Genomic DNA, 12,479 nt, shown 5'->3' on the forward strand with positions numbered 1-12,479 from the left:
CCGGCCCGTCAGGCGATCTTGAAACGCGCGACCGACTGGCGGAGCTCCTCGGCCATGTGCGAGAGTTCGCGCACCTGCTGCGCCGTGGTGCGCGTGCCTTCGCCGGTCTGCTCGGTCACCGCGAAGATGTGCTGGATGTTGTCGGCCACGCCGTTGGCCAGCTCGGCCTCGCGGGAGGCAGAGGAGGAAATCTGCTCGATCAGCTCGGCGAGGCGCCGCGACACGCGGTCGATCTCGGTCAGGGCCGTGCCGGCGGAGTCGGACAGGCGCGCGCCTTCCACCACGCCCTGCGTGGAGCGCTCCATGGCGGCCACCGCGTCCTGCGTGTCGGTCTGAATGGCCTTCACCAGCGCCGAGATCTGGCGCGTGGCGTCGGCGGAGCGCTCGGCCAGGCGCTGCACTTCTTCCGCCACGACGGAGAAGCCGCGGCCCGCTTCGCCGGCCGACGCGGCCTGGATGGCGGCGTTCAGGGCCAGCACGTTCGTCTGCTCGGTAATGTCGGAAATCAGTTCGGTGATTTCACCGATCTCCTGCGACGATTCGCCCAGCCGCTTGATCCGCTTGGACGTGTCCTGGATCTGGTCGCGGATGGAGTTCATGCCGCCGATGGCGTTCTGCACGGCCTGCAGGCCGGAATCCGCCGCCTGCAGCGACTGGCGCGCCACTGCGGCAGATTCCTGCGCCTGCGCGGACACCTCATTGATTCGGGTCGCCATGTCGAGCACCGAGCGGCCGGTTTCGCGGATCTCGCGCAGCTGCTCGGTGGAGGCGGCCAGCAGTTCGGTGGAGGTGCTGTCCACCTGCGCCGTCGTCTGCGCCACGCGGGTGGCCGTGTTCTGCACGCTGCCCACCAGCTGGCGGAGTTCTTCCACCGTGTAGTTGACCGAGTCGGCGATGGCGCCCGTGATGTCTTCCGTCACGGTGGCCTCCTGCGTCAGGTCGCCCTCGGCGACGGACTGCAGTTCGTTCATGAGCCGCAGAATGGCGGCCTGGTTGGCGTCGTTGACGCGCTTGGCCTCCTGCTCCTGGCGGCGGGCGTCGCGCTGCTGCATTTCGGCAGAGGCCTGGCGGGTGCGGCTGTCCATCAGCTGGACGCGGGAGATGCCCACGCCGCACAGCAGCACGAACAGGCCGGCGGCCACGAGGGCGGCCAGTTGCCCGGCTCCCAGGCCCGTCTGTTCGGAGAGCTTGGTCTGCAGGCCTTCCAGCTGGCGGCGCAGCGGTTCGCTGTCGGCGATGATGGCGGACTGCGCCTCGCGGGCGGACACCAGGCCCTGCAGGTTGCCGAGGATGGCGCCGGCCTGGGTGCGGGTCTGGTCGTACACCTTGATCAGGTTCTCGAGCTGCTCGCGCGTCTGCGGATCGCGCGTGGCGGACAGGCGCAGCTCGCTGCTGCCGTCGAGCATGCCCTGGGCGATCTCGCGGAAGGAGTTCAGGTCCTTGCCCAGCAGGAACACGGCCTCGGGGCTCACGCCCTCGGTGGTCTGGAATTCGTTGGCGGACTTGCCGATGCGCTGGGTCAGCATCACGAGCTGGCCCGCGGCGGAGATGTCCGTGGAGGGGGCGTTCTGCTGCAGCTTGAGCGAGGAGATCGTCTCGGCGATTTCCAGCAGGTCGGACGATTGCCGGTTGATGGTGCGCAGCGCGTCGCCCACCTGCGTGAGGATCTTCTGCTGGCCCATCACGACGCCGGCATTGCGCTCCGCGCGCTCCATCAGCGGGGTGATCGTTTCCAGGTCGGGCTTGAACGGCTCGCCCAGGGCCTGCACGCGCAGGTCGTCGTCGCCGGACGACAGCGCGCGCACGTTGCGCACCAGCACGCCCGAGCTGTCCACCACGTCGGGGAAGGCCTGCGGGCTGCCGACCAGCGCCTGCGAGACCGACTTCGCCAGCCGCTGCGACTGCATCAGGGCCTGGCCGGTGGCGGCGAGCTGCTGGGCGGAACGGTCCGCCTGCTTCAGCACCCAGCCGGCGATCAGCGCCAGCACCACCACACCCACGGCCAGCAATGCGAGCAGCCGGCGCTGGTGCTCCGCCGCCGTCGCGCGGCCGAGCAGGGGCAGCGAGATCAGGTCCTCGTCGGCGACCTCGCCCTCCAGCGACGGCGGAAGGGCCGAGGGCTCCCCCTGCACGCTCTGCATGCCGTCCGACTGGTAGGAGGCGGCCGCGAGCGAGTCCTGGCCGGCAGAGGCATCTCCCGCGGTCTTGCGAGCGAAGAGTTTTGCAAACGGATTCACGACGGACATGATGGTTCGGCCTTCAGAGAGGGGGTGCGCTCAAGCGCTGATGCTGAGGAATGCGGGGTGTTGGGAGAGCGCCTGCAGGTTCAGTTCCTGCCACGGGGTCCCCTCGGCATCCAGGTAGGTGGTGCCGAAGTACGGGGGTGCGTCGGCACCCGGGGGCGAGGAGTCCACGAAGGCGTCGGTGCCGCGCAGGCCCGAGAGGCGGTCGACCAGCAGCGCCGCGTTCACCTCCAGCGCGGCGTTCAGGACGAGCAGGCTGGCCTCGCCGAGCGCCTGCTCGGTGCGGGCGGCGGACTGTCCCAGCAGGCCCGCGAGATCCACCACGCCGATCAGCGATCCGCGCAGGTTGGCGACCCCCAGGAACCAGCCCTGGGTGTAGGGAACGGGCTGCACGCCCGTCCAGGGGAAGATCTCTCCGGACTGGCCCAGGGGAAGCAGGAAACGGCGGCCGGCCGACTCCACGGCCAGCCAGGAGGACACGGACGAGCCCTCGACCCGGGCGGCCTGCAATCGGGCCGCCAGCCGGGTCTGGAGTTCTCGGAGCGCTTCGCGATTGGCCATGGACGGACGGCCGGGATCAGTTCAGCGCGTCGATCTTGGCCTGCAGCTCCGCGGGATCCACCGGCTTGGTGATGTACCCGCGCGCACCCTGGCGCATGCCCCACACCCGGTCGGTCTCCTGATTCTTGCTCGTACACATGATGATGGGCACGTCGGCATACTGCGGGTCGCGGCTGATGGCGCGGGTCAGCTGGAAGCCGTTCTGACCGGGCATGACCACGTCCATCAGGATGAGGTCGGGCTTTTCCTCGGCCAGGCGGCGGAAGGCTTCGTCGGCGTTCTCGGCGGTGCGCACCTGCATGCCCTTCTTCTGCAGCAGGTCGGTCAGGAACATCAGCTCGGTCTTCGAGTCGTCAACAACCAGAACTTTCTGGATGGGCATTACATCGCTCCTTGTTGGGCATTACCGAACTGCTGAACGGCTTTCAGCAGCTGGTCTTTGGTAAATGGTTTGGTGAGATATTCCTGGCAGCCCACCATGCGGCCGCGCGCCTTGTCGAATACCCCGTCTTTTGACGAGAGCATGACGACGGGCGTGTCGGCGAAACGCGCATTGCGCTTGATGATGGCGCAGGTCTGGTAGCCGTCGAGTTTCGGCATCAGGATGTCGCAGAAAATCAACTGGGGTTGATAATCATTGACCTTCGCCAGGGCGTCGAAGCCGTCGTCCGCCAGAAGAACCTCGTGGCCTCCCTGCTTCAGGAAGATCTCGGCACTACGGCGGATGGTGTTGCTGTCGTCCACGACGAGCACCTTGAAGGTTGCGCCACTGGTCTGGGTCAATTTCGTCACCGCTGATGATGGTAAAAAACGACGCTTTTTGCCGGAGGCACGCTCAGATCTGGACCATTTCGAAGTCTTCCTTGCGTGCTCCGCATTCAGGACATGTCCAATTCATGGGCACATCCTCCCAGCGGGTCTGGGGCGCTATTCCGTGCTCGGGCGAACCTGCGGCTTCGTCATATATCCAGCCGCAAATCAGGCACATCCAGGTTTTAGGGTCCGTCACAGCTTAAGGGGCCTTCACATAGAATGCAACGATTGTATCTAGACATCACCGCGGGACGCAGCTTCCGTGCCAACCGTTACGCTGGTGCGGCGCAATGACCACAGATTCCCCCTCCAAGCTCCCCTCTCCTCCCTCCCCCGGCACCGACGACGACGACGGCGCCCCGATCTGCGTGATGGCCTTCAACGCCAGCGACCCCAGCGGCGCGGGGGGCCTGACGGGCGACATCGCCACCATCGCCTCCGTGGGCGGGCACGCGGTGGCCGTCGTGACCGGCGCATATGTACGCGACACCGCGCAGGTGTTCGACCACTACGCACTGGACGACGAGGCCGTGGCCGAGCAGGCCCGCAGCGTGCTCGAGGACCTGACGGTGCAGGCGATCAAGGTCGGCTTCGCCGGAAGCCCCGAGAACCTCAGCGCCATCGCCTCCATCGCGTCCGACTACGACGACGTGCCGGTGATTGCCTACATGCCCAACCTGTCGTGGTGGCGCGACGACCTCATCGACCAGTACCTCGACGCATTCCAGGAACTGCTGCTGCCCCAGACATCCGTGCTGGTGGGCAACTACAGCACGCTCTCGCGCTGGCTGCTGCCGGACTGGTCCAGCGACCGCAAGCCCTCCGCGCGCGACCTCGCCATGGCCGCCTCCGAACTCGGGGTGCCCTACCTGCTCGTCACCGGTATTCCCGCGCCCGAGCAGCATGTCGAGAACGTGCTCACCTCCGCGCAGACCGTGCTCGGCACGACGCGCTTCGAGCTGTTCGACGCCACCTTCACCGGCGCCGGCGACACGCTGTCGGCCGCGCTCGCCGCGCTCGTGGCCAGCGGCAACGACCTCGCCGAAGCGGCCAGCGAAGCGCTCACCTACCTCGACCGCTGCCTGGACGCCGGTTTCCGGCCGGGCATGGGCCACATCCTGCCCGACCGGATGTTCTGGGCCCAGCCGGACGACGATGACGACGGCGAAGACCCCGACGACGACCCCGGGACCGATCCCACGTCCACCGACGGCTTCGTGATGCCTCCCCATGACACCCAGCACTGACCTCAACCTTCCCCTCTTCGAGCGCGCCAAGGCGCTCATCCCCGGCGGCGTCAATTCGCCCGTGCGCGCCTTCCGCGCGGTGGGCGGCACGCCCCGCTTCGTGCAGCGTGCCCAGGGCGCCTACTTCTGGGACGCCAACGGCCAGCGCTTCATCGACTACATCGGCTCCTGGGGCCCCATGATCCTGGGCCACGGCCATCCGGCCGTGCTGGAAGCGGTGCAGAAGGCCGCGCTGGACGGCTTCAGCTTCGGCGCTCCCACCGAACGCGAGGTCGAGCTGGCCGAGGAAATCCTGCGCCACGTGCCCTCCATGGAGATGATCCGCCTGGTCAGTTCGGGCACCGAGGCCGGCATGAGCGCCATCCGGCTCGCGCGCGGCGCCACCGGCCGCAGCAGGATCATCAAGTTCAACGGCTGCTACCACGGCCATGCCGACGCGCTGCTGGTCAAGGCCGGCTCCGGTCTGGCCACCTTCGGCCACGCCACCAGTGCCGGGGTGCCGGCCGAGGTGGTACAGCACACGCTGGTGCTGGAGTACAACGACATCGCCCAGCTCGAAGAGGCTTTCGCGCTGCACGGCAGCGAGATCGCCGGGCTCATGATCGAGCCGATCGCCGGCAACATGAATTTCGTGCGCGCCAGCGTGCCCTTCATGCGCCGCTGCCGCGAGCTCTGCACGCAGCACGGCGCGCTGCTGGTGTTCGACGAGGTGATGACGGGCTTCCGCGTGGCGCTGGGCAGCGCGCAGAGCGTGTACGCCCGCGACATTCCGGGCTTCAAGCCGGACATCACCGTGCTCGGCAAGGTGATCGGCGGCGGCATGCCGCTCGCGGCCTTCGGTGGACCACGCGCGATCATGGAGCAACTGGCTCCGCTCGGGCCGGTGTACCAGGCCGGTACGCTGTCGGGCAACCCGGTGGCCACCGCCTGCGGCCTCGCCACGCTGCGCGAGATCGCCAGCCCCGGCTTCTACGAGGCGCTGGGCGAGCGCACCCGGGCCCTGACCGGCGGGCTGACCGATGCCGCGCGCGCCGAAGGGGTGCCCTTCTGCGCGGACAGCGAAGGCGGCATGTTCGGCTTCTTCCTGCTGCCGGAGCTGCCCCGGAACTATCCGACGGTGATGACCACGGACGGCGCGCGGTTCAACGCGCTCTTCCACGGGCTGCTGGACCGCGGCGTGTACATCGCGCCTGCGCTCTACGAGGCCGGCTTCGTGAGCGACGCCCACAGCGCGCAGGACATCGACGACACCGTCGCCGCTGCGCGCGAGGTGTTCCGCCTGATCTCCGCAGGCTGACACGGGCCGCGGCCGAGGCCCATTTCGGTGGCGCTTCGGTTGCGCAGCCGCCGCTTCGCGCGGCGGCACGGGTGTGCCGGTTTGGAGTGCAGAGTGGATGCAACGCCATGCATCGGGCATGGCGGGCCAGGCGCCCCGGCGCCGCACCTTTTACCGCGAGCCTCCATGAACCCCATCGCCCTCCCCTCGTCCACCCTGGCCACACGGCATGCCGCGGCATCGGAGCAGGCCACCTCCGCGACCTGGCACCGCGGCAACCCGGCGCTGCAGCAATACATCGCCACCCTGCTCGAAGGCCTTCTGAAACGCATGCTCGGGGAAGCCCGTCCCTCGCCCCGCGACGGCGGTAGCGCCGCAGGCCATCCTGCCGCGGCGGCACAGCCGGCCTCGCATACCGCGCAACGGCCCGTGGCGCACACCGATGCCAACCGCGCCGGCACGGAGCGCGGCACGGGCACCCCGGCCGCCACGACCCATGCCGCGAAGCCGCCCGCGAACATGCAGGTCGGCGCACCGACGGGTACCGTGGAGGTGGACAAACCCATCGTCGTGAAGGCCGGCCAGACCTTCGACGGCCAGGGCCGGCTCTTCAGCGCCGGCCCCGGGCTCAACGGCGGCGGCACGGCAGAGACGCACTTGCCGATCTTCATCCTGGAGCCCGGCGCGTCCGTGAAGAACCTGCAGTTCAAGGGCGGCGACGGCATCCACCTGTTGGGCGACGCCAAACTCGACAACGTGCACGGTCTGCAGACGGACGACGACTTCATCACCGTGGACGGCACGGAGAACCGAGCCGTGGATGCGCAGCGCGCCGGCGATTCGGCCAAGAGCATTTCCCCGGGTCCGGCGCGCGTGGAGATCACGAACTCGTCGTTCCAGAACAGCCACGACAAGGCGATCCAGATCAACGGCGACGTGGACCTGAAGCTGCGCGGCATCTATGCGGACCAGATCGGGCAGCTGGCCGTCACGCGTGGCGGCTACCCGATCACCGCGCATGTGGACATCGCCGACTCCACCGCGCAGAACCTGAAGTCCTTCCTCTTCCGCTTCGACTCCCGGCAGTCCACCCTGCACATCGCCAACACCGACGTGGACGGAGGCCGCACGCCGGTGAACGTGATGGAGGGCAACCCCGCCAACGTGCAGGGCACGCACAGCGTGCGCCAGTCGATCCAGACGGTCTGACATCTGCGCGGCCAGGCGCCGCGGTGGCTTGCCTCAGTGGCGGAAGTGGCGCACGCCGCTGAACACCATGGCGACGCCGCGCTCATCGGCCGCGTCGATCACTTCCTGGTCGCGCATGGAGCCGCCGGGCTGGATCACGCAGGTCGCGCCAGCATCCACCACCACGTCCAGGCCGTCGCGGAACGGGAAGAAGGCGTCACTCGCCACCACGGTGCCTTGCAGCGACAGCCTGGCGTGCTCGGCCTTGATGCTGGCGATGCGCGCGGAGTCGAGGCGGCTCATCTGGCCGGCGCCCACGCCCATGGTCATGCCGCCCTTGCAGAAGACGATGGCGTTGCTCTTGACATACTTGGCGACCTTCCAGGCGAAGAGCAGGTCTTCCATCTCTTCCAGCGTGGGCTGCTTCTTGGTGACGACCTTCAGGTCCATCAGCGACAGCTCGTGGTTGTCGGCCGTCTGCAGCAGCATGCCGGAGCCGATGCGCTTGGCGTCCATGGCGTTGCGGCCGCGGCTCCAGGCCGTCGTGCCCCTGTGCTCCGGCAGCGCGATCTTCAGCAGGCGCACGTTGGTCTTGGGCTTGAAGATTTCCAGCGCCTCGGGCGTGAATTCGGGCGCCATCAGCACTTCGACGAACTGCTTCACGACCAGTTGCGCAGCGGCCCCGTCCACCGGGCGGTTGAAGGCGATGATGCCGCCGAAGGCGCTGGTGGGATCGGTCTGGAAGGCCTTGCCGTAGGCGTCGGCGGCATCCAGGCCCACGGCCACGCCGCAGGGGTTGGCATGCTTGACGATCACGCAGGCGGCGGCGTCGAAGCTCTTCACGCATTCCCACGCGGCATCGGCATCGGCGATGTTGTTGTAGCTGAGTTCCTTGCCCTGCAGCTGCTCGCCCGTGACGATGGAGCCGGGCGCGGGGTACAGGTCGCGGTAGAGGGCCGCCTGCTGGTGGCTGTTCTCGCCGTAGCGCAGGTCCTGCACCTTGACGAACTGGCCGTTGCTCTGGCCAGGGAAGGGGTTGCGCGCGGGCACGTAGGCCTCGGACAGCTTCTCGGCCTCGAAGGTGACGGACGAGAGATAGTCGCTGATGGCGCCGTCGTACTGGGCGATGCGGTTGAACGCGGCCACCGAAAGCGCGAAGCGCAGTTGGTCGGACAGCTTGCCCGCGGCCTTCAGTTCACCCAGCACGGCGTCGTACTGGTCGGCCGAGGTGACCACGCCCACGTCCTTCCAGTTCTTGGCGGCGCTGCGCACCATGGCCGGGCCGCCGATGTCGATGTTCTCGATGGCGTCGGCCAGCGTGCAGCCGGCCTTGGCCACGGTGGCCTCGAAGGGGTAGAGGTTCACCACCAGCAGGTCGATGGTGTCGATGCCGTGCTCCTTCAGCGCGGCCATGTGCTCCGGCAGCTCGCGGCGCGCGAGCAGGCCGCCGTGCACCTTGGGATGCAGCGTCTTCACGCGGCCGTCGAGCATCTCGGGGAACTGCGTCACCTCGGCCACTTCCGTGACGGGCAGGCCCTGCTCGGCCAGCAGCTTGGCGGTGCCGCCGGTGGACAGCAGGCGGATGCCCAGGGCATGCAGCGCCCGGGCGAATTCGACGATGCCGGTCTTGTCGGAGACGGAGAGAAGTGCGTTCATGGTGGTGGGGAGGTTGTGGATTCGGTCGGTCAGAGCAGCTTGTGCTCCACGAGCTTCTTGCGCAGGGTGTTGCGGTTCAGCCCCAGCCATTCGGCGGCGCGGGACTGGTTGTTGTCGGCGTGGTTCATCACCACCTCCAGCAGCGGCTTCTCGACCAGGCGCACGAGCATGTCGTACATGCCGTCGGGGGTCTCGCCCCCGAGGTCGCGGAAATACCCCTGCAGGCTCTCGCGCACGCAGTCTTCGATGTTCTTGTTGCTCATGCGGGCAGTCCTTGTGGTTCCTGCGTATCGTCGGTATCCGTGCCGGTTCCCTCGGGCGGCGCCGCGGGGAGGCGGTCCATGTGCCGGCCCAGTTCCTCGAAGAACAGCGCGACGGCCTCCCACTGGGCGGCGCAGTCGTCGATGGTGTTGATGTGCTGCCGGAACGCCTCGCCGCCGGGCAGCGCGCGCACGTACCAGGCGATGTGCTTGCGTGCGCTGCGCACGCCCGTGGCCTCGCCGTAGAGGGCGTAGTGGTCGTGCAGGTGGTCCAGCAGCAGGCGCCGCACCTCGGCCACCAGCGGCGGCGCCAGGTGCTCGCCCGTGGCGAGGTAGTGGCCGATCTCGCGGAAGATCCACGGCCGGCCCTGGGCCGCGCGGCCGATCATGATCGCGTCGGCGCCCGTGGCGGCGAGCACCGCCTTCGCCTTTTCGGGCGAGTCGATGTCGCCATTGGCCACCACCGGCACGCGCACCGCGGCCTTCACGGCGGCGATGGTGTCGTACTCGGCATGGCCCTTGTAGCCCTGCTCGCGCGTGCGGCCGTGCACCGTCAACATCTGGATGCCCACGTCTTCGAAGGCGCGCGCGAGCTGCACCGCGTTCCTGTGCTGCTGGCACCAGCCGGTGCGCATCTTGAGCGTGACCGGCACGTTGCGCGGCGCGCACGCCTCGACCACGGCCTGCGCAATCTCCACGGCCAGCGCCTCGTTCTGCATCAGGGCCGAGCCCGCCCACTTGTTGCAGACCTTCTTGGCGGGGCAGCCCATGTTGATGTCGATGATCTCCGCGCCGCGGTCGATGTTGTAGAGCGCGGCCTCGGACATCATGGTCGCATCGGTGCCGGCGATCTGCACGGCGATCGGGCCGGGCTCGCCTTCGTGGTTGGCCCGGCGAGAAGTCTTCAGGCTGTTCCACAGGTCCTTGCGCGAGGTGACCATCTCGCTCACGGCGTAGCCCGCGCCCAGGGCCTTGCAGAGCTGGCGGAACGGCCGGTCCGTCACCCCCGCCATGGGGGCGACGAAGAGGCGGTTCGCCAGGGGGATGTGGCCGATCTGCATGGCGCGTGGGAGTGCTGAAAAAACAGGCGGAAGAAAAAAGAGGCGGGATTGTACCTGCTTAAATTTTCAGCAAATGAAAAGCAGGGGACGCGATCCCGGGCATTGCCCGGCGCGCTCAGAAATAGCCGTGCGCCGGCACCTTCAGCTCGCCGCCCTCGGTGGGGGCGAAGGCCCCCACGGGCTCCTGCACCACCACCTGGTTGCGTCCGCCCTGCTTGGCGAGGTACATGGCGGTGTCGGCGCGCGAGAAGAACTCCAGAACGGATTCGCCCAGCACGTACTGCGTGACGCCGACCGAGACCGTGACGCGCCCGCGCAGCGGCTCCTTCCAGTCGTGCGACTCCACCTGCGAGCGGATGCGCTCGCAGGTATTGAGCGCCGGCAGCAGGGGCGTGGCGGGGAAGATCAGCAGGAACTCCTCCCCACCGTAGCGGCCGAAGAAATCGTCGCCGCGCACGATCTGCTGGGCCAGCTGCGAGAAGGTGCGCAGCACCTCGTCGCCGCACAGGTGGCCCATTTCATCGTTGATGCGCTTGAAATGGTCCAGGTCCACCACGGCCAGGCACAGCGGGATGCCGCTCTCGTCGGCCAGTTGCTTCTGCTCTTCCAGCGCCGCGAGGATCGAGCGCCGGTTCAGGCAGCCGAGCGCATCCAGGCGCGCGCTCTCCGCGATGGACTTCATCTCGCTGCTGGTCTTCTGCAGCAGCCGGTGCAGCAGCCGCACGCGCCCCATCAGCAGGACATAGGCCGGCAGGGCCAGCGCGAGCGCCACGAAATGCAGGGCCTCCAGGCGCAGCAGCACGCCGTTTTCGCGCTCGGCATAGTGCAGTCCCATCACCAGGGCATAGCCGGCCAGGATGCCGCCGCACAGCAGCAGGGCCGTGCGGCGCGACAGCGTGAGCAGTCCGTACGACATGGCGACGAACAGGAACGGCGCCAGTGCGATCTGCGTGACGGGCTCCAGGTAGAAGACGAGCAGCAGGGTGGCCGCGGACGCCACCACGATCGGCAGGCGCAGTTGCCGGTCGCGCACCCGCCCCGGCTCCGGCGCCTCGCCCGGGTGGCCGAAGCGCATGTAGGCCGTGCCCAGCGCGATGCCGCAGGCGATCAGCGCCGCCACCATCAGCACCAGCGGCCCGGACACCATGCCCAGCGCATAGAACGCCAGCGTGCATACCAGGTACAGCCCGCACAGGAACACGGGCACCATCCGGCGGTAGGGCCGGCCCAGCCGGCGCTCGAGCATGCGCGCGGCCTGCAGGTCCGAGCCGCGGAACTGCGCGGATTCGTCGAATTCGGAAAAGGCCTCGCTCGGAGAGAACGCCTCCGTATTGGAAAAACGCTCAGGACCGCGCGTTTGCAGCGACCCCCACAATTTGGCAAGACCCATAGCGACGGATGCCCTCTCCATGCGGCCAGGGAACTGCCTGGCACGCTTGAACTGCTTGAAAGATGTTACGGCCGGCGCACATCGTCTTACTGAATGTTACAGGGTGATCGGCCGTGCAGGTAGAGCAGGTGCGCTCCATGTGGGGGCGCAGCTTATCAAATCTTCCAAACGGCCCGCCTGTGCGGCAGGGCGGCTATGCCCGCAGGGCGGTCCGCCACAGCGCGACGGCGTGCCGGGCTACAGCGCCGGCACGCCACCGACCCCTAAACTCGCGCCAGCTATGGAACTCTGGATGCAACACCTCATGGACCTGCTGGCGCTGCCCCAGTACGGTCTCAGCACGGTCTTCGTGGTGTCGTTCATCTCCGCGACGCTGCTGCCCCTGGGCTCGGAGCCGGCGGTGTTCGGACTCATCCAGCTCAACCCGCAGCTGTTCTGGCCCACCATCCTCGTGGCGACCGCGGGCAACACCCTGGGCGGCGCCGTCAGCTGGTGGATGGGCCTGGGCGCACACAAGGCGTTGGACAAGGCCCGCGGCGAGCACACCAACGTGCGCGCCCTTGCCTGGCTGAAGCGCTTCGGCCCCAAGGCCTGCCTGCTGAGCTGGCTGCCCGTGGTGGGCGACCCGCTCTGCGCCGTGGCGGGCTGGCTGAAACTGCCGTTCTGGCCCTGCGTGGCCTGCATGGCCGTGGGCAAGTTCATGCGCTACCTGGCCATGACCGGCGGCCTGCTCTATCTCTGGCCCAAGGTCATGGTGCACTGAGGTGCGGCAGCCCGTGGCAGA

General features: G+C 68.1%; 13 protein-coding genes. 4 read left to right on the plus strand and 9 right to left on the minus strand.

Annotated elements, in window-relative coordinates:
* Positions 1-8: 8 nt before the first annotated feature.
* The 5 genes from BLR05_RS11925 to BLR05_RS11945 are packed head-to-tail and all read right to left on the minus strand — an operon-like array spanning position 9 to position 3,813.
* A complete protein-coding gene (locus BLR05_RS11925) occupies positions 9-2,246 on the minus strand; it encodes a methyl-accepting chemotaxis protein (RefSeq protein ID WP_092834692.1) in 2,238 nt (745 codons plus the stop codon).
* Between the two features lie 30 nt (positions 2,247-2,276).
* The gene (locus tag BLR05_RS11930) at positions 2,277-2,804 is read right to left on the minus strand and encodes a chemotaxis protein CheW (RefSeq protein WP_092834693.1); all 528 of its coding nucleotides are present in this window, start codon (positions 2,802-2,804) and stop codon (positions 2,277-2,279) included.
* Positions 2,805-2,820: 16 nt separating this feature from the next.
* Entirely contained in the window at positions 2,821-3,186 is a 366-nt protein-coding gene (locus BLR05_RS11935; protein ID WP_011794058.1) for a response regulator, read from the minus strand.
* On the minus strand, positions 3,186-3,596 hold the full coding sequence (locus BLR05_RS11940; protein WP_011794057.1) for a response regulator: 411 nt from the start codon (positions 3,594-3,596) through the stop codon (positions 3,186-3,188). The genes BLR05_RS11935 and BLR05_RS11940 overlap by 1 nt, the downstream gene beginning before the upstream one ends.
* Positions 3,597-3,639: 43 nt before the next feature.
* Complete coding sequence (locus BLR05_RS11945; RefSeq protein ID WP_011794056.1) at positions 3,640-3,813, minus strand: rubredoxin; 174 nt, start codon at positions 3,811-3,813, stop codon at positions 3,640-3,642.
* A gap of 94 nt (positions 3,814-3,907) precedes the next feature.
* Here BLR05_RS11945 and thiD point away from each other — a divergent pair, with 94 nt between their 5' ends.
* From thiD to BLR05_RS11960, 3 genes are all read left to right on the plus strand, one after another.
* A complete protein-coding gene (gene thiD, locus BLR05_RS11950; protein ID WP_092834694.1) occupies positions 3,908-4,864 on the plus strand; it encodes a bifunctional hydroxymethylpyrimidine kinase/phosphomethylpyrimidine kinase in 957 nt (318 codons plus the stop codon).
* Positions 4,848-6,161 (plus strand): glutamate-1-semialdehyde 2,1-aminomutase, encoded by a 1,314-nt coding sequence (hemL, locus tag BLR05_RS11955; protein WP_092834695.1) that lies wholly within the window; start codon positions 4,848-4,850, stop codon positions 6,159-6,161. Before thiD ends, hemL begins: the two co-directional genes overlap by 17 nt.
* A gap of 165 nt (positions 6,162-6,326) precedes the next feature.
* Complete coding sequence (locus BLR05_RS11960) at positions 6,327-7,349, plus strand: pectate lyase (protein ID WP_092834696.1); 1,023 nt, start codon at positions 6,327-6,329, stop codon at positions 7,347-7,349.
* A 33-nt stretch (positions 7,350-7,382) separates the two neighbouring features.
* Here the strand turns inward: BLR05_RS11960 and purH are convergent, their stop codons facing one another.
* From purH to BLR05_RS11980, 4 genes are all read right to left on the minus strand, one after another.
* On the minus strand, positions 7,383-8,984 hold the full coding sequence (gene purH / locus BLR05_RS11965) for a bifunctional phosphoribosylaminoimidazolecarboxamide formyltransferase/IMP cyclohydrolase (protein ID WP_092834697.1): 1,602 nt from the start codon (positions 8,982-8,984) through the stop codon (positions 7,383-7,385).
* 29 nt (positions 8,985-9,013) lie between these two features.
* Positions 9,014-9,247, minus strand: coding sequence for a Fis family transcriptional regulator (locus BLR05_RS11970; protein ID WP_011794051.1), 234 nt, complete (start codon positions 9,245-9,247; stop codon positions 9,014-9,016).
* Positions 9,244-10,305 (minus strand): tRNA dihydrouridine synthase DusB, encoded by a 1,062-nt coding sequence (gene dusB, locus BLR05_RS11975; protein ID WP_092834698.1) that lies wholly within the window; start codon positions 10,303-10,305, stop codon positions 9,244-9,246. The genes BLR05_RS11970 and dusB overlap by 4 nt, the downstream gene beginning before the upstream one ends.
* Positions 10,306-10,420: 115 nt before the next feature.
* A complete protein-coding gene (locus BLR05_RS11980; protein ID WP_092834699.1) occupies positions 10,421-11,695 on the minus strand; it encodes a GGDEF domain-containing protein in 1,275 nt (424 codons plus the stop codon).
* A gap of 280 nt (positions 11,696-11,975) precedes the next feature.
* Here BLR05_RS11980 and BLR05_RS11985 point away from each other — a divergent pair, with 280 nt between their 5' ends.
* Positions 11,976-12,458, plus strand: coding sequence for a YqaA family protein (locus tag BLR05_RS11985; protein WP_092834700.1), 483 nt, complete (start codon positions 11,976-11,978; stop codon positions 12,456-12,458).
* The last annotated feature ends 21 nt before the right edge of the window (positions 12,459-12,479 follow it).

Source organism: Paracidovorax cattleyae (assembly GCF_900104515.1).
In the GTDB taxonomy this organism is placed as follows: Bacteria; Pseudomonadota; Gammaproteobacteria; order Burkholderiales; family Burkholderiaceae_C; genus Paracidovorax; species Paracidovorax cattleyae.

What these genes read in the sequence shown, in the direction of transcription:
- BLR05_RS11925 (WP_092834692.1), bottom strand. Translation starts at nt 2,246, where the DNA reads ATGTCCGTCGTGAATCCGTTTGCAAAACTCTTCGCTCGCAAGACCGCG.
- BLR05_RS11930 (WP_092834693.1), bottom strand. Translation starts at nt 2,804, where the DNA reads ATGGCCAATCGCGAAGCGCTCCGAGAACTCCAGACCCGGCTGGCGGCC.
- BLR05_RS11935 (WP_011794058.1), bottom strand. Translation starts at nt 3,186, where the DNA reads ATGCCCATCCAGAAAGTTCTGGTTGTTGACGACTCGAAGACCGAGCTG.
- thiD (WP_092834694.1), top strand. Translation starts at nt 3,908, where the DNA reads ATGACCACAGATTCCCCCTCCAAGCTCCCCTCTCCTCCCTCCCCCGGC.
- hemL (WP_092834695.1), top strand. Translation starts at nt 4,848, where the DNA reads ATGACACCCAGCACTGACCTCAACCTTCCCCTCTTCGAGCGCGCCAAG.
- BLR05_RS11960 (WP_092834696.1), top strand. Translation starts at nt 6,327, where the DNA reads ATGAACCCCATCGCCCTCCCCTCGTCCACCCTGGCCACACGGCATGCC.
- purH (WP_092834697.1), bottom strand. Translation starts at nt 8,984, where the DNA reads ATGAACGCACTTCTCTCCGTCTCCGACAAGACCGGCATCGTCGAATTC.
- BLR05_RS11970 (WP_011794051.1), bottom strand. Translation starts at nt 9,247, where the DNA reads ATGAGCAACAAGAACATCGAAGACTGCGTGCGCGAGAGCCTGCAGGGG.
- dusB (WP_092834698.1), bottom strand. Translation starts at nt 10,305, where the DNA reads ATGCAGATCGGCCACATCCCCCTGGCGAACCGCCTCTTCGTCGCCCCC.
- BLR05_RS11980 (WP_092834699.1), bottom strand. Translation starts at nt 11,695, where the DNA reads ATGGGTCTTGCCAAATTGTGGGGGTCGCTGCAAACGCGCGGTCCTGAG.
- BLR05_RS11985 (WP_092834700.1), top strand. Translation starts at nt 11,976, where the DNA reads ATGGAACTCTGGATGCAACACCTCATGGACCTGCTGGCGCTGCCCCAG.